Genomic DNA, 14360 nt, shown 5'->3' with positions numbered 1-14360 from the left:
CCCGCCGCGCGCGTCGTCGCGCAGCGGCGGGCGGCACGATGCCGTCAGGCCTTGACGTGCTGCGAGATGTACTTGTTCATTTCGAACATCGTCACCTTGTCGCGGCCGAAAACCTTCTTCAGCTTTTCGTCGGCGATGATCTCGCGCTTGTTCTCCGGGTTCTGCAGGTTGTTGGACTTGATATAGTCCCACACCTTGCTGATGACCTGGCTGCGCGGCAGCTTCTCGTTGCCGACGACCGCACCCAGTTCAGCCGACGGCTGCACGGGGGCGTGGATGCCGCCGGTCTTCGGGGCAGCTGCGTCGGCCTTGGTCTTGGTAGCCATTACATTCCTTCCTGTTGCGCCGGCCAACGGGCCGGCTCCTCGCGGAATCACGCCTTCTTGAGCGCAGTGCGCTTGTGCGCCGCCTTTCCGCCGTTGTCACTCTCTACCAGATATTGCGGGTCGTCGCTCGACGCGCGGACCTTGTGGCCCTTGATCGTCGTGTCGTGGGTCAGCTTCTTCTCGACCGTGCCGTGCGCGGTGCCGCCATGCGACTTCCACGTGACCTCGTCACCCTTCTTCAGACCGCTCGCCATGTCGCCGCTCCTTCGTGATAGACCGATGGGGTCAATCCGCGGGAGCGGCGCATGGTTGCGTCAGCGTCGCCGGATCAGAACTTGAACCCGGCGGCCACGCCGTAGCGGCGCGGTTCGATGGTGAAGATGTTGGTGAACAGGCCCGACGACTGGTCGGTCACGTACATGCCGGTGGTCGAATCGTTGCCGGTCAGGTTCTGCACGAAGCCGCGGATGTAGAAGCGGTCGTCGGGTGCGTTGACCTGAAGCTGCGCGTTGACGACTTCGTATCCCGGCATCCGGTCGATCGGGTTCTTGTTGAAGATCGTGCCGTAGGCGTTGCCGGTATAGTTGATGTCGGCACGCGGCACGACCGTCCACCCGCTGCCGCCCACGTCGACCGTATATTGCGCACCGACCGACCATTTGTAGGTCGGCGCGTTGGGCAGCTGGTTGCCGCGCACGTTGACTTCCACGCCCGAGCCGAGCACCTGGATGCCGCCGAACGCCGCACCGATCGCGGCGGCCTGCGCGGTCAGCGCCGAGCAGATGCTGAACGCGCCGTTCGCGGTGGTGCCGGGCACCGCCACCGGCGCGGCCAGCCCGACCGCGCCGTTCACCGCGGTGACGAAGGCGTTGGCGCCCGCGCGGTTGCCCGCGGTGGTCGGCACGACCGCGCAGTTCGATGCGTTGGTCACGTCCTTGATGATGACCGCGTCGGACCGGCCGCCCGACGGATCGCGCGGATTGGCCAGGAAGCGATCCGCCGACACCTTGGTCTTCAGATAGCTGAAGTTGGCGTTGACGACGAAGCGCGGGATCGGGCTGAGCACCGCTTCGGCTTCCACGCCGTAGATGTCGGCGTTGATATTGTCGTTCACCGACGTGCGCGCGACGATGCGCGACAGCTGCAGGTCCTTGTACTTGTAGTAGAAGCCGGTGAGGTTGATGCGCAGCGCGCCGCCGCCGAACGTGTTCTTCGATCCGATTTCGAACGCATCGACGCTTTCCGGCGCGAAATTGGTCGGCACCGCGAACAGCGGCGACAGCGGCGGGTTGATGCCGCCCGACTTGTACCCGCGAGAATAGGAGGCATAGAGCAGGTTGTCGTTGGTGATCTTGTAGTCGATCACCGCGCGCCCGGTCAGCCGCGAGAATTTGACGTTGCCGATCGCGAACGCCTGGTTGCCCGGCAGGGTCGGGTCGAAGTCGACCGCGCCGCTGTCCAGCTGCGGGAAGGCGGTGGTGGCGCCATAGGGGACGGGGACGTTGGCCAGCGTGGTGCGCGCGCGCACCATCTTGTCGTCGTGGTTGTAGCGCAGGCCGATCGTCAGCTTCAGCTTCTCGCTCGCCTGGAAATACGCCTCGCCGAACGCGCCCCACGACTTCAGCCGGAATTCGGGCGAGCTGTTACGGTAGAAGGGCGACGCCAGATAGGCGGTGCCCCCCGACGCGCCCGATCCCAGCAGGCCGGTGGCGTAATCCAGCCCGAACGCGTTGACGTAATAATCGTTCTGCTGCTTGCTGTCGAAATAGATGCCGCCCAGCAGGAAGTTGAACGGCCCGTCGAACGAGCTGTCGATATGCGCCTCTGCGGTATATTGGCGCACGTGGTTGTACGACCGGTCGAAGTCCAGGCTGGTCGGCGCGCAGACCGCGTTGCCGCCGTAGACGCCGGTGTTGCTGGCCTCGGGCAGCGACTGGCACAGCGTGCCGGGGCCGTTGGGGATCAGATACTGGCGCACGTTGTTGAGCACCGCGCCCGGCAGCCCCGGCCGCCCGATCGCGTTGAGCAGGTTGAGGCCGGCGTTGCCCGCATAGGAATTCTCGACCGCCAGATTGTAGTCGGACGTCGAATCGACGGTATTCTCCATATAGCCGCCGGTGATGTTCAGGCTGACCGGGCCGAAGTCATGGAACAGCTTCAGCGTATATTGCTGTTCCTCGGCGAAGTAGGTCGGCTCGTAATCGACTCGCACGCGGCGCACGTCGGCCGGGTTGGTCACCCCCGCGAAGCTGTCCGCCGCCTGGTAGACGCTGCCCAGCGCGAACGGGGCCAGCGCCCCCGCGCCGGAAATGGTCAGGAATTCGCGGCTGGTCAGGATCGTCGCCAGCGTCGAATTGCCGTTGGTGGTGCCGAAGCCCGCGCCGTCCGGCGAACAGCCCAGGATGCCGGTGGAATCGCGGTTGCACAGCTGCTTCTGGATGCGGCTGCGATTGTCCTTCTCACGGAAGTAATAGCCGATCAGGTCGACGCGCGTGTCGGGGCTGGGTTCCCACGACAGGGTGCCGCGCACCGCATACAGGTCGCGCCCGTCGATGCGGTTGCCGGTATAGTCGTTCAGCGTATAGCCGTCGCGGTTCAGGTACGTGCCCGCCACGCGCAGCCCCAGCGTGTCGCCCAGCGGCAGGTTGAACATCGCCTTCACGCGCTTCGAATCGTAATTGCCGTATTCGAACTCGCCCGCCGCGCGGATCCCCGACAGGTCGGGCTTGGCGGTGATGAAGTTGACGACGCCCGACGTCGCGTTGCGCCCGAACAGCGTGCCCTGCGGCCCGCGCAGCACCTCGACCCGCTCCAGGTCGAAGAATTCGCTTTCGAACAATCGCGTCGCCAGCAGTGGCATGTCGTTGACGTGGATCGCGGTCGCCTGGTCGCAGGTGACGCCGACGCACAGGTCGCCGATGCCGCGGATCGTGAAGCTGGACGAGGTGAAGTTCGTCTTGGTGAAGGTGATGTTGGGCAGCGACTGCTGCAACGCCACCGGGTTCACGATCTGCTGCTTGTCCAGATTGTCGGCGGTGAACGCGGTCACCGCGATCGGCACGTCCTGCAACCGCTGCGACTGGCGCTGCGCGGTGACGACGATGTCGGAGGCATAGCCAGCGGACGTATCGGTCGATACGGAGGAGGGCGCTTCCTGCCCCGGGCCGTTGGTCGGTGCGCCATTCTGGGCGGTGGTGGTGGCGCCGGTCTGTGCGGCAACGGGTGCGGCCGCCAGCAGGCTGATGGCGGACGCGCACAGCAGGTCGAACTTCCTCATGAACATCCCCTCCGTAAGCCGCACGCGATCTTGTGTCGTCATGTCGGCGTTTGATGATGCGGTATGGAAGGTAGCGACCGAAAATTTCCGCCGTCAAACGTTTTTGCGTAGGATTCGTGCGGCAAACGTCGTGAGTGACAATAAAGCATCAACGGCCAAATCGAAATTCGGTCATGCTGCGTTGCGAAAGATGAAGGGTAAGTGAAAAAGATGGCGGACGATCACGCACATACACCCCATGGCGACCCGGCGGACGGCGATCTGGTCGGCGGCGACGGCAAGCTGCCGGTGCCCGACGACGTCGCGGCGGCGGTGCGCACGCTGATCCGCTGGGCCGGCGACGATCCCACCCGCGAAGGATTGATCGACACGCCCAAGCGCGTCGCGCGCGCGTGGCGCGAATATTGCGCCGGCTATGGCGACGATCCGTCGCAGCACCTGTCGCGCGTGTTCGAGGAGGTCGGCGGCTATGACGAGATCGTCCTTCTGAAGGACATTCCGTTCCAGTCGCATTGCGAACATCACATGGCGCCGATCATCGGCAAGGCGCACATCGCCTATCTGCCGCGCGACCATGTCGTCGGCATCTCGAAGCTGGCGCGCGTCCTCCACGCCTATGCGCGGCGGTTGCAGGTGCAGGAACGGCTGACCGCCGAGGTCGCCGACTGTATCTGGAACGGTCTGAAGCCGCAGGGGGTGGCGGTGGTGATCGAGGCGAGCCACGCCTGCATGACCGCGCGCGGCGTGCGCACCCCCGGCGTCGGCATGGTGACCAGCCGGATGATGGGCGTGTTCCGCGACGACGAGCGCAGCCGCAAGGAAGTGCTGTCGCTGATGGGCATGGGCTGAGGATGACGGGCCCGGATTCGGCAGCGCCGCCGGGCGGCGCGCGCGTCCTCGTCACCGGCGGGGCGAAGCGGCTGGGCGCGGCGATCGCGCGCGCGGTCGCGGCGGCCGGCTACCGCCCGGTGATCCATTACGGGACGTCGCGCGACGCGGCGGAGGCGCTCGCGGCGGAGCTGGGCGGGCAGGCGATCCATGCCGACCTGGCCGATGCGGATCAGGTCGGCACGCTGATCGCGCGCGCCGCCGCCGACGGGCCGCTGTTCGGCCTCGTCAACAGCGCCTCGCTGTTCGAATTCGATCGGCCCGAGGCGATCGACCTGGCGCTGGCCGCACGGCTCCACGCGGTCAACGCGCTCGCCCCCGCCCGCCTCGCCGCCGCGCTCGCGGAGCAGCCGGGCGAGGGGGAGCGTGCGGTGGTCAACCTGCTCGATCAGAAACTGGCCAATCCCAATCCCGATTTCTTCTCCTACACGCTCAGCAAGGCCGCGCTGGACAGCGCGACGGTGCTGCTGGCGCAGGCGTTCGCGCCGCGCGTGCGCGTCAATGCGGTCGCCCCCGGGCTGACGCTGCCCAGCGGCGACCAGAGCGCGGAGGAGTTCCGGCGCACTGCCAGCGCCAACCTGCTGCAACGCCCGGTCGGCGCGGATGCGGTCGCGGCGGCGGTGGTCTATCTGCTCGGCGCGCGCAGCGTCACCGGGCAGACGCTGTTCGTCGATGCCGGGCAGCGGTTCGTGAAGCGAGACGGCGATGTGATGTTCGAAGGGCGCGTGCATGGCTGACTACACGATCATCCTGTCGGATTTGGCGGTGTCGATGCGGCTGGGCATCCACCCGCACGAACAGGTGCCGCAGCGGGTGCTGGTGTCGGTGTCGATGACCGTCCGCTACGATGCGCCGCCCGCTGCCGACGCGATCGAGCAGGTGCTGGATTACGACGCCGTGCGATCCGGCATCGCCGCGCTGGCGCAGGGGCCGGGCTTCGCGCTGCAGGAAACGCTGGTCGAGGCGGTGGCGGCGCTGTGCCTCGCCGACCCGCGCGTGCGCGAGGTGCGCGTGCGATCGGTCAAGCCGGACGTCTACCCCGACGCGGCCGTGGGGTGCGAGATCGTGCGGACACGCGGCTGAAGGGGCGCGATCCGGGTTTGGCCCGGAAAGTCGTCGCGACCCATGCGAACGCCCCCCACCGTCATGCCGGACTTGTTCCGGCATCCACCGTGCCACGCACTCACCAGACGTCGATCTTGCGGAACGGTGGAACCCGGAACACGTCCGGGGTGACTGATGGAGTACTGCACGCCCCGCCTGTCCTACACCCAATGTTCTCACTATGTTCCACCCATCCCAATCAAAGGAGCGGAACATGATCGACGAGTTGATCGAGGCGGTGATCGACCGGGAGGGCGGGTTCGTTCATCATCCCGCCGATCGCGGCGGCGCGACGCGCTTCGGCATTACCGAGGCGGTGGCGCGCGCCAACGGCTATGCCGGCGACATGCGGCATTTCACCCGGCCGGCCGCGCAGAGCATCTACCGCCGCGCCTATTGGCTCAATCCGGGGTTCGATCGCGTCGCCGAACGCTCCCCGCGCGTCGCGGCGGAATTGTTCGATACCGGGGTGAACATGGGGCCGGCGGTGGCGACCGCCTTCCTCCAGCGCGCGCTCAACGCGCTCAACCGCGGCGGCAGCGACTATCCCGATATCGTCCTCGACGGGCGCATCGGCCCGCAGACGCTGGCCGCGCTCGATCGCTTCCTGGCGACGCGCGGGGTGCGCGCGCCGACCGTGCTGGTGAAGGCGATCGAGGCGTTGCAGGGCGAACGCTACCTGACCCTGGCCGAACAGCGCCCCGCGAACGAGGCGTTCCTGTACGGCTGGCTCGCCAATCGCCTCGGCTGACGGAGAGGGGAGGAAACCGACATGGCATCACTGATCGACGGCATCATCGCGCCCATCGCCGGGCTGATCGACAAGATCATCCCCGATCCCAAGGCGCGCGAGGCGGCGAAGCTGGAACTGCTGCGCATGGAGGGCACGCAGGAACTGGAACGGATCAAGACGCAGATGGCCGCTGTGCTGGCCGAGGCCGCCTCGCCCGATCCATGGACCAGCCGCGCGCGCCCCAGCTTCCTCTACGTCATGTATGCGCTGCTGCTGTGGAGCATCCCGATGGGGCTGATCGCCGCGGCCCAGCCCGACATGGCGCTGGCGATCGGGCGGGGGATGAACGCCTATCTCAACGGCCTGCCCGAGCCGCTCTACGCGCTCTTCGGCACCGGCTATCTCGGCTACACGGTCGCGCGCGAATGGGGAAAGGCGCGGGGGAAATAGCGCGCGGCGTCCGTCATGCGCCGGGGTGATGGAGGGGAGCGAGACCGCTCATCCCACACCCCTACGTCACCCCAGCGAAAGCTGGGGTCTCCACGAAGAATACGTCCGGCCCGCAACGAAAAGATCCCAGCCTTCGCTGGGATGACGGCCCGGTGGTATGGAGTAGCCGCCCCTCCTACCCGCGCCGCGCCAGCCGCTGCGGATCGGGCGGCAACCGCATGTGCGCGCCATGCGCGGCGTCCAGATATTCGGTCGCCATCTGGTAATGCGCGGCGCATACCACGGGGTCTTCCGCCTCGGCCGCCAGCCGCAGCTGCGCCTCGGCACGTATCTGGAAATACAGGCGGTCCTTGTCGGTAATCATCGTCGCTCAATCCTTGGACCTGCCTATGGCCTGAGCGGCCGACAAGTTCCATCGCCGTGGTTATGTGCAGCGCAAAATGGAGCAAAATTGGACGGGGCTTGCCGGACCGGCCGGCCGCTCCCCATATCGCGCGCCATGAGCGGGAACGATCCACACGCCATGCCGGTCTGGCACGGCACCACCATCCTTTCGGTTCGGCGCGGCGGCAAGGTCGTCGTGGCGGGCGACGGTCAAGTCTCGATGGGACAGACCGTGATGAAACCCAATGCGAAGAAGGTCCGCCGGCTGGGCGCGGACGGGCAGGTGATCGGCGGCTTCGCCGGCGCCACCGCCGACGCCTTCACGCTGTTCGAGCGGCTGGAAGCAAAGCTGGAACGGCACGGCGGCCACCTGATGCGCGCCGCGGTCGAGCTGGCCAAGGACTGGCGCACCGACAAATATCTGCGCAACCTGGAAGCGATGATGATCGTCGCGGACCGGGACGTGACGCTGATCCTGACCGGCAACGGCGACGTGCTGGAGCCGGAGGCCGGGGTCGCGGCGATCGGGTCGGGCGGCAATTTCGCGCTCGCCGCCGCGCGCGCGCTGGTGGAATATGAGGACGACGCCGAGGTCCTGTGCCGCAAGGCGATGAAGATCGCCGCCGAGGTGTGCGTCTACACCAACGACCGGCTGACCGTGGAGACGCTGGAGAGCGCGACCTGACCGGCCTTCCGTCGCCCCAGCGAAGGCTGGGGCCTCCGGGTTGGGACGCACGCGCTCGCGGCACGAGATCCCAGCTTTCGCTGGGATGACGAACGTCTCAACTTTCGCCGCCAGCGTCTCAACATTCGCAACATTCGCCGATCAGGGCTTTGAAAACATGAACGACAATCTCACTCCGAAAGCGATCGTCGCCGCGCTCGACGCGCACATCATCGGGCAGCGCGATGCCAAGCGCGCGGTTGCCGTCGCGCTGCGCAACCGCTGGCGCCGGCAGAAGCTGGCGCCCGACCTGCGCGACGAGGTGACGCCCAAGAACATCCTGATGATCGGCCCGACCGGCTGCGGCAAGACCGAGATCAGCCGCCGCCTGGCGAAGCTGGCCGACGCGCCGTTCGTGAAGGTGGAGGCGACCAAGTTCACCGAGGTCGGCTATGTCGGTCGCGACGTCGAACAGATCGCGCGCGACCTGGTCGAGGAAGCGGTGCGGCTGGAAAAGGAACGCCGCCGGCTGGCGGTGAAGGACAAGGCGGAGGCCGCCGCGATGGACCGGCTGCTCGACGCCTTGGTCGGCAAGGACGCCAGCCAGGCGACCCGCGACAGCTTCCGCCAGCGCTTCGCGGAGGGGCATCTGGCCGACAAGGAAGTCGAGCTGGAACTGCAACAGGCACCGCAAATGCCGTTCGAACTGCCCGGCGGGGCCGGATCGGTCGGCATGATCAACCTGTCCGAGATGATGGGCAAGGCGTTCGGCGGCGGCCCGAAGCAGCGCCGCAAGCTGCTGGTCCCCGCCGCGTGGGAGAAGCTGGTCGAGGAGGAAGCCGACAAGCGCCTCGACCAGGACGAGGTCAGCCGCGTCGCGTTGCAGGATGCCGAGGCGAACGGCATCGTCTTCCTGGACGAGATCGACAAGATCGCGGTCAGCGACGTGCGCGGCGGATCGGTCAGTCGCGAAGGCGTGCAGCGCGACCTGCTGCCGCTGATCGAGGGGACGACCGTCTCGACCAAATACGGCCCGATGAAGACCGACCATATCCTGTTCATCGCATCGGGCGCGTTCCACGTCGCCAAGCCGAGCGACCTGCTGCCCGAGCTTCAGGGCCGGCTGCCGATCCGCGTCGAGCTGAAGGGGCTGACCGAGGACGATTTCGTCGCGATCCTGTCGGATACCAAGGCGTCGCTGCCCGCGCAGTACAAGGCGCTGATCGCGACCGAGGGCGTCGAGGTCAGCTTCACCGACGACGGCATCCGCGCGATCGCCCGGATCGCGGCGGAGGTGAACGGCGAGATCGAGAATATCGGCGCCCGCCGGCTCCAGACGGTGATGGAAAAGCTGCTGGAGGAAGTCAGCTTCGATGCCGAGGATCGCGCCGGCCAGGCGCTGGTGGTCGACGCCGCCTATGTCGACAAGCAACTGGCCAGCGTCGCGCGAAACGCCGATCTCAGCCGCTTCGTGCTGTAATGGTGGGGAGAGCGGGCCGCCGCCCGCTCACCCCGCCGCGATGATCGCGATCTGCCGCCCGTATCCCGGTTCGCCGCGATGCGTGGCGCGGCGATAGCTGAAAAAGCGCGCTTCGTCGGCATAGGTGTCCAGGCCCAGCGCCTCGATCCGCGTCACCCCGGCGGCGGCGAGGCGGTGGACGACATAGCCTTCCATGTCGAATTGCGCATGGCCGGGGCGCGCGGCATCGGCGAAGAACCGTTCGTTGGCCGCGTCCGCTTCCTCGAAGCGGCGGCGGAATGCGTCGTCCACCTCGTAGCTGGCGCGCGCGATGCACGGGCCGACCGCCGCCGCGATCCGATCGCGCCGCGCGCCCAGCGCCTCCATCGCGGCGATGGTCGCGTCGGTGACCCCGCCGATCGCGCCCTTCCACCCGGCATGCGCGGCACCGACGACGCCCGCCTCGCGATCCGCCAGCAGTACCGGCGCGCAATCGGCGGTGATGATGCCGATCGCCAGCCCCGGCCGGTCGGTGGCCAGCGCATCGCCGCGCGGCCGCTCGCCCTCGAACGGCCCGGTGACCGTGACGCAATCGGCGGAATGGACCTGGTACGGCGTCAGCAACGTCGCGCCCGGCCGCACCGCCGCCAGCGCCGCATCGCGATTGGCGCGCACGATGTCCGCGTCGTCGTCCGATCCCAGCCCGACGTTCAGCCCGGCATGGATGCCCGTCGACGCACCCCCGCGCCGCCCCAGGAATCCGTGCGGCAGGTCGCCCAGCACGCGGGCGCGCAGCACCTCCGGCGCGGTGTCGGTCACAGGTCCAGCCTCATCACGATATCCTCGTCCGCATGGTCGCCGACCATGAACGCATAGGGGCCGACCTCCACGAATCCTTCGCGCGCATAGAAGCGGCGCGCGCGCGGATTGTCGGTGAATACCGACAGGAACAGCGCGCTTGCCCCCCGCGCCCGCGCCTCGGCGATCGCATGATGCAGCATCGCACGCGCCAGCCCGCCGCCGTGATAGGCAGGCAGCACGTAGATCTGCCGCAGCTCGATCGCGCCCGCGGGCGGGGTGAACGGCAGCGACGGCGGCCCCAGCTTCATATAGGCGACCGGCTGCCCGTCCGCCTCCGCCAGCCGCACGGCATAGGCCGGGTCGGCGATCTCCGCCGCCCAGTTCTCGGGCGTGTGGATCGACAGGAACGCGGCGAGGTTCTCCGGCGAATACAGGTGCCCGAACGTGTCGGCGAACGTCTGCCGCGCCAGCGCCGCGATGACGGGGGCATCGGCGAGGGTGGCGGGGCGGATGGCGGGAAGGTCGGTCATGCGAAACCTGCGGGCTGGGGCCAATGGGGATGGGTGGCGGCGATGACGCGGAACAGCGCGCCCATGTCCTCGACCAGCCGCATATGATCGGCGGCGACGGCGGGGCCGAGCGCGGCGGCGCGCTGCGCGATGCCCAGCGCGGTCAGGAACGCGCCCTGGCCGACCGGCCCGGACAGCGTGGCGCCCGACGCGGTCGCGACCAGTCCCAGCGTCGCCATGTCGACATGCGCGGTCAGGTCCTGGTTGCCCGGCGCCTCGAACGGATTGGCGAAGGCGTGGCCGCGCACCGCCTGCAACGTCTCGCCCACCGCCGGCCCGTCATAGCCATAGTCGATCACCAGCGCCGCGCCGCCCTGCGCGACGATCCGCGCCGACAGGTCCGCCATCACCGCGACGCTGGCGGGCGACGTCTCGATGATCGCGCCGGGTGCCGCGGTCACCAGATCGGGCGGCAGGATCGTGTCGGGAACGCGCGCGCCCGCGATCGGCAGGAACAACGTGTCCTGGCACGCGACCAGCCGCTCGTGCCAGCCGTCGCGGCCCCGCACCAGCTGGCGGATCGGCAGCGCGTCGAAGAATTCGTTGGCGACGACGATCAGCGCGACATCCTCCGGCAATGTCGCCAGCGAATCGTGCCATGTCGCGCCCGGCACGCGCGCGGCCTGCGCGGCGCGCAGCGTCGGGCTGGTTTCCACCAGATGCACCGGCGGGGTCAGCCCCGCGCGCGCCATCACGCGCAGCGCGTCGGCGGTCAGCGTGCCGCGCCCCGGACCCAGCTCGACCCAGGCGACCGCCGGCCGCCCCGCACGGTCCCACAGGTCCGCGGCCCAGGCGCCGATCAGTTCGCCGAACATCTGGCTGATCTCGGGCGCGGTGGTGAAGTCGCCGCCCGCGCCCAGCGGATCGCGCGTCGCATAATAATGCGCGTTGGCGGCGGCCATGAACTGGCTGACCGGGATCGGCCCGCCAAGCGTGATCGCACGCGCCAGCCGCTCCGCCAGCAGCGGTTCGTCGGGGGCAGGGCGCGCGTCGTCGCTCACGCCGCCCGCGCTCACGCCACGCTGCCCAGCCCGCCGGTCGCCTCCACCCGCACGCGGCGTGCCCGCGACGTGACAACCAGATAGACGCCGCCCAGGATCATCGGCACGCACAGCCACTGGCCCATGTGCAGGCCCGTGGCGCGCGCGAATTCCACCAGCTGGCGGTCCGGCTCGCGGAAGATTTCGACCGTGAACCGCGCGATGCCGTATCCGATCAGGAAGATGCCGGTCAGCCGCCCCGGCTGGTAGCGCGCATTGGTGCGCCAGAAGAAGAACCACAGCAGCACGAACAGCGCGATACCCTCCAGCCCCGCCTCGTACAGCTGGCTGGGGTGGCGCGCCGGTTCGGGGATGCCGTAGGGCACGGTATTCTCGAACACGATCGCCCAGGGCACGGTCGCCGGCTTGCCCCACAATTCGCCGTTCACGAAATTGGCGAGCCGGCCGAAGAACAGCCCGAACGGCACCACGCAGGCGACGTAATCGTGGATGCGCAGCCAGTGCAGACCGTTCTTGCGCGCGAACCAGATGATGCCCAGCGACGTGCCGATGACCCCGCCGTGGAACGACATGCCGCCGTCCCACAATCGCAGGATCGACAGCGGCCGCAGCAGCATTTCGGGCGCGTAGAAGACGACATAGCCGATCCGCCCGCCCAGGATGATGCCCAGTGTGGCGTAGAACACCAGATCGTCGGCATGGCGCCGCGCCATCGGCGCGCCCGGCTGAGCCAAAAGCTTGAGCAGATACCACCAGCCGACGACGATCCCGGCGATATAGGCCAGGCTGTACCAGCGCAGGGTGAAGAAGCCGATCGTGAACACATCCGGGTGCAGCCCCAGATCGGCGAAACGGATGGGACCGGCGGCGGATGCCGCGGCGGCGAGCATGGGCAGGATCAAGGCTTTCCCCTTCTGATCGGCGCCTCCATAATGGCCGCAACGAACAAACCCAAGTGGAGAGAGCGATGCGCACCGAACTGGACCAGCGGATGGACGCCATGATGGCGGCACTGACGGGCGAGGGCGGTCAGCTGGCGCTGGGACAGGTGGAACGGTTCGGACGCACGCTGCCCTATATCGCCGCCGCGCCGCCGACGCTGACCGCCTATTTCGCGCATTTCTGCGCGCAGCATCGCGACACCGAATTCCTGGTCGCGGGGGACGAACGGCTGACCTTCGGCCAGGTGCATGACGCCGCCACCCGCGTCGCGCATGCGTTGGTCGACGGATACGGCGTGACCAAGGGGCAGCGGATCGGCATCGCGGCGCGCAATTCGCCGTCGTGGATCGTCCTGTACATGGGCATCCTGATGGCCGGCGGGGTGGCGACATTGCTCAACGGCTGGTGGCAGGCCGAGGAGTTCGAAGGCGCGATCCGCGACGTCGGCGTGACGTTGGTGTTCGCCGATCCGCCGCGCGCGCGCCGACTGGCGGCGATCGCCGGGCTGGGCGATGTCGCGGTGGAAACGTTCGACGACCTCCAGCCGCTTGCAGTCGCGCTCGACCCCGTGTTCGCCCGTGCGAAGGGCGGCGATCTGCCTGCGATCGACGGCGCGGACCATGCCACGATTCTGTTCACCTCCGGCTCGACCGGGCAGAGCAAGGGCGCGCTGTCGACGCATTTCCAGGTGGTGCAGGGCATCTTCAACTATCTGGCGTCGGCGCTGATGATGCTGGGGCTGTCGACGCAGGACGGGGTGACCAGCACGCTCCAGCCCGCGACCTTGCTCAACGTGCCGCTGTTCCACGTCACCGCCGAGGTGCCGGTGTTCCTGCAGAGCCTGGCGATCGGGCGCAAGCTGGTGCTGATGCCCAAATGGGATGCCGAGGAGGCGATGCGCCTGATCGACAAGGAGAAGGTGACCTATTTCGTCGGCGTGCCGCTGATGAGCTTCGAGATGCTGACGCATCCCAATCGCGCGAACTACGACCTGTCGACCGTCACGGATATCGCCGCGGGCGGCGCGCCGCGCCCGGTCGAGCATGTCAAGCGAATCGACGCCGAGATGGAGGGCGCGCCGCTGATCGGCTACGGCCTGACCGAGACGAACGGCGTCGGCACCGGCAACTGGCGCGGCAATTACCTGGCGAAGCCCAATTCGGCGGGCCGCGCCTCGGCGCCGCTGGTCGATCTGGCGATCCTCGACGATGACGGCCGCCCGGTGGCGCAGGGCGAGCGGGGCGAGGTGTGCATCCGCTCGGTCGCGTGCTTCCAGGAATATTGGGGCCGCCCCGACGCGACCGCCGCCGCCTTCACCGCGGACGGTTATTTCCGCACCGGCGACCTGGGGTATCTGGACGATGCGGGCTATCTGTTCATCGTCGATCGCAAGAAGGACATCATCATCCGCGGCGGGGAGAACATCAGCTGCCAGGAGGTCGAGGCCGCGCTGTACGAGCATCCCGAAGTGGCCGAGGCGGCGGTGTTCGGTCTGCCCGACGAACGCTATGGCGAGGTGCCCGGCGCGGTCGTCCACCTGGCCACCCCCGGCGCGGTCGAGGCGGAGGACCTGACCGCGTTCCTGTCGCAGCATATCGCCGCGTTCAAGGTGCCCAGCCGCATCTGGATCGCCCCCGATCCGCTGCCGCGGCTGGGCACCGAGAAGATCGACAAGGTCACGCTGCGCAAGACCTATCGCGAGCGTGTCGGCGCGGAGTCGGTGTAACCGCGATCACCCTGACCGGGTTTTCCGCCTTCCCCG

16 protein-coding genes are annotated in these 14360 nt (G+C 68.1%); 8 read left to right on the top strand and 8 right to left on the bottom strand.

The features are described from left to right. Nucleotides 1-44: 44 nt before the first annotated feature. The 3 genes from COA07_RS06155 to COA07_RS06145 all read right to left on the bottom strand — a co-directional run bounded on the left by COA07_RS06155 (nucleotide 45) and on the right by COA07_RS06145 (nucleotide 3603). On the bottom strand, nucleotides 45-326 hold the full coding sequence (locus COA07_RS06155; protein ID WP_066709439.1) for an SWIB/MDM2 domain-containing protein: 282 nt from the start codon (nucleotides 324-326) through the stop codon (nucleotides 45-47). 47 nt (nucleotides 327-373) lie between these two features. After that, nucleotides 374-580, bottom strand: coding sequence for a hypervirulence associated TUDOR domain-containing protein (locus COA07_RS06150; protein WP_066709442.1), 207 nt, complete (start codon nucleotides 578-580; stop codon nucleotides 374-376). A 74-nt stretch (nucleotides 581-654) separates the two neighbouring features. After that, nucleotides 655-3603 (bottom strand): TonB-dependent receptor, encoded by a 2949-nt coding sequence (locus COA07_RS06145; RefSeq protein WP_066709492.1) that lies wholly within the window; start codon nucleotides 3601-3603, stop codon nucleotides 655-657. 210 nt (nucleotides 3604-3813) lie between these two features. Here COA07_RS06145 and folE point away from each other — a divergent pair, with 210 nt between their 5' ends. The 5 genes from folE to COA07_RS06120 all read left to right on the top strand — a co-directional run bounded on the left by folE (nucleotide 3814) and on the right by COA07_RS06120 (nucleotide 6778). Next, nucleotides 3814-4452 carry a GTP cyclohydrolase I FolE gene (folE, locus tag COA07_RS06140; RefSeq protein WP_066709445.1) on the top strand — a complete coding sequence of 213 codons (639 nt, stop codon included), beginning with the start codon at nucleotides 3814-3816 and terminating at the stop codon, nucleotides 4450-4452. 2 nt (nucleotides 4453-4454) lie between these two features. Beyond that, a complete protein-coding gene (locus COA07_RS06135; RefSeq protein ID WP_066709448.1) occupies nucleotides 4455-5228 on the top strand; it encodes an SDR family oxidoreductase in 774 nt (257 codons plus the stop codon). Next, nucleotides 5221-5574, top strand: coding sequence for a dihydroneopterin aldolase (locus COA07_RS06130; RefSeq protein WP_066709451.1), 354 nt, complete (start codon nucleotides 5221-5223; stop codon nucleotides 5572-5574). The genes COA07_RS06135 and COA07_RS06130 overlap by 8 nt, the downstream gene beginning before the upstream one ends. Before the next feature lie 235 nt (nucleotides 5575-5809). Beyond that, nucleotides 5810-6346, top strand: coding sequence for a glycoside hydrolase family 108 protein (locus COA07_RS06125; protein ID WP_066709454.1), 537 nt, complete (start codon nucleotides 5810-5812; stop codon nucleotides 6344-6346). A gap of 21 nt (nucleotides 6347-6367) precedes the next feature. Beyond that, nucleotides 6368-6778, top strand: a complete 411-nt coding sequence (locus COA07_RS06120) for a holin family protein (RefSeq protein WP_066709457.1) — start codon at nucleotides 6368-6370, stop codon at nucleotides 6776-6778. A 175-nt stretch (nucleotides 6779-6953) separates the two neighbouring features. On the opposite strand, the gene COA07_RS06115 is transcribed toward COA07_RS06120, so the two are convergent. Next, on the bottom strand, nucleotides 6954-7142 hold the full coding sequence (locus COA07_RS06115) for a hypothetical protein (protein ID WP_066709460.1): 189 nt from the start codon (nucleotides 7140-7142) through the stop codon (nucleotides 6954-6956). A 159-nt stretch (nucleotides 7143-7301) separates the two neighbouring features. On the opposite strand from COA07_RS06115, the gene hslV reads away from it, so the two are divergent. After that, a complete protein-coding gene (gene hslV / locus COA07_RS06110; RefSeq protein WP_083956800.1) occupies nucleotides 7302-7847 on the top strand; it encodes an ATP-dependent protease subunit HslV in 546 nt (181 codons plus the stop codon). Between the two features lie 157 nt (nucleotides 7848-8004). After that, nucleotides 8005-9306 (top strand): ATP-dependent protease ATPase subunit HslU, encoded by a 1302-nt coding sequence (gene hslU / locus COA07_RS06105; protein ID WP_066709474.1) that lies wholly within the window; start codon nucleotides 8005-8007, stop codon nucleotides 9304-9306. A gap of 27 nt (nucleotides 9307-9333) precedes the next feature. Here the strand turns inward: hslU and pgeF are convergent, their stop codons facing one another. The 4 genes from pgeF to lgt are packed head-to-tail and all read right to left on the bottom strand — an operon-like array spanning nucleotide 9334 to nucleotide 12546. Beyond that, on the bottom strand, nucleotides 9334-10104 hold the full coding sequence (gene pgeF / locus COA07_RS06100; RefSeq protein WP_066709477.1) for a peptidoglycan editing factor PgeF: 771 nt from the start codon (nucleotides 10102-10104) through the stop codon (nucleotides 9334-9336). After that, nucleotides 10101-10616, bottom strand: a complete 516-nt coding sequence (locus COA07_RS06095; RefSeq protein ID WP_066709480.1) for a GNAT family N-acetyltransferase — start codon at nucleotides 10614-10616, stop codon at nucleotides 10101-10103. Before COA07_RS06095 ends, pgeF begins: the two co-directional genes overlap by 4 nt. Next, nucleotides 10613-11656 carry a class I SAM-dependent methyltransferase gene (locus tag COA07_RS06090; protein WP_066709495.1) on the bottom strand — a complete coding sequence of 348 codons (1044 nt, stop codon included), beginning with the start codon at nucleotides 11654-11656 and terminating at the stop codon, nucleotides 10613-10615. Before COA07_RS06090 ends, COA07_RS06095 begins: the two co-directional genes overlap by 4 nt. Nucleotides 11657-11667: 11 nt before the next feature. Next, entirely contained in the window at nucleotides 11668-12546 is an 879-nt protein-coding gene (gene lgt, locus COA07_RS06085; RefSeq protein ID WP_066709484.1) for a prolipoprotein diacylglyceryl transferase, read from the bottom strand. A gap of 77 nt (nucleotides 12547-12623) precedes the next feature. On the opposite strand from lgt, the gene COA07_RS06080 reads away from it, so the two are divergent. After that, complete coding sequence (locus COA07_RS06080; protein WP_066709487.1) at nucleotides 12624-14324, top strand: class I adenylate-forming enzyme family protein; 1701 nt, start codon at nucleotides 12624-12626, stop codon at nucleotides 14322-14324. The last annotated feature ends 36 nt before the right edge of the window (nucleotides 14325-14360 follow it).

It is taken from the genome of Sphingomonas adhaesiva (genome assembly GCF_002374855.1).
In the GTDB taxonomy this organism is placed as follows: Bacteria; Pseudomonadota; Alphaproteobacteria; order Sphingomonadales; family Sphingomonadaceae; genus Sphingomonas; species Sphingomonas adhaesiva.
Note: the sequence above shows the minus strand (reverse complement) of the source record. Positions and strands in the feature narration are given on the sequence as shown.

Bases quoted from the DNA above. Each gene is read 5' to 3' on its own strand.
- COA07_RS06155 (WP_066709439.1), bottom strand. From the start codon at position 326: ATGGCTACCAAGACCAAGGCCGACGCAGCTGCCCCGAAGACCGGCGGC.
- COA07_RS06150 (WP_066709442.1), bottom strand. From the start codon at position 580: ATGGCGAGCGGTCTGAAGAAGGGTGACGAGGTCACGTGGAAGTCGCAT.
- COA07_RS06145 (WP_066709492.1), bottom strand. From the start codon at position 3,603: ATGAGGAAGTTCGACCTGCTGTGCGCGTCCGCCATCAGCCTGCTGGCG.
- folE (WP_066709445.1), top strand. From the start codon at position 3,814: ATGGCGGACGATCACGCACATACACCCCATGGCGACCCGGCGGACGGC.
- COA07_RS06135 (WP_066709448.1), top strand. From the start codon at position 4,455: ATGACGGGCCCGGATTCGGCAGCGCCGCCGGGCGGCGCGCGCGTCCTC.
- COA07_RS06130 (WP_066709451.1), top strand. From the start codon at position 5,221: ATGGCTGACTACACGATCATCCTGTCGGATTTGGCGGTGTCGATGCGG.
- COA07_RS06125 (WP_066709454.1), top strand. From the start codon at position 5,810: ATGATCGACGAGTTGATCGAGGCGGTGATCGACCGGGAGGGCGGGTTC.
- COA07_RS06120 (WP_066709457.1), top strand. From the start codon at position 6,368: ATGGCATCACTGATCGACGGCATCATCGCGCCCATCGCCGGGCTGATC.
- COA07_RS06115 (WP_066709460.1), bottom strand. From the start codon at position 7,142: ATGATTACCGACAAGGACCGCCTGTATTTCCAGATACGTGCCGAGGCG.
- hslV (WP_083956800.1), top strand. From the start codon at position 7,302: ATGCCGGTCTGGCACGGCACCACCATCCTTTCGGTTCGGCGCGGCGGC.
- hslU (WP_066709474.1), top strand. From the start codon at position 8,005: ATGAACGACAATCTCACTCCGAAAGCGATCGTCGCCGCGCTCGACGCG.
- COA07_RS06095 (WP_066709480.1), bottom strand. From the start codon at position 10,616: ATGACCGACCTTCCCGCCATCCGCCCCGCCACCCTCGCCGATGCCCCC.
- lgt (WP_066709484.1), bottom strand. From the start codon at position 12,546: ATGCTCGCCGCCGCGGCATCCGCCGCCGGTCCCATCCGTTTCGCCGAT.
- COA07_RS06080 (WP_066709487.1), top strand. From the start codon at position 12,624: ATGCGCACCGAACTGGACCAGCGGATGGACGCCATGATGGCGGCACTG.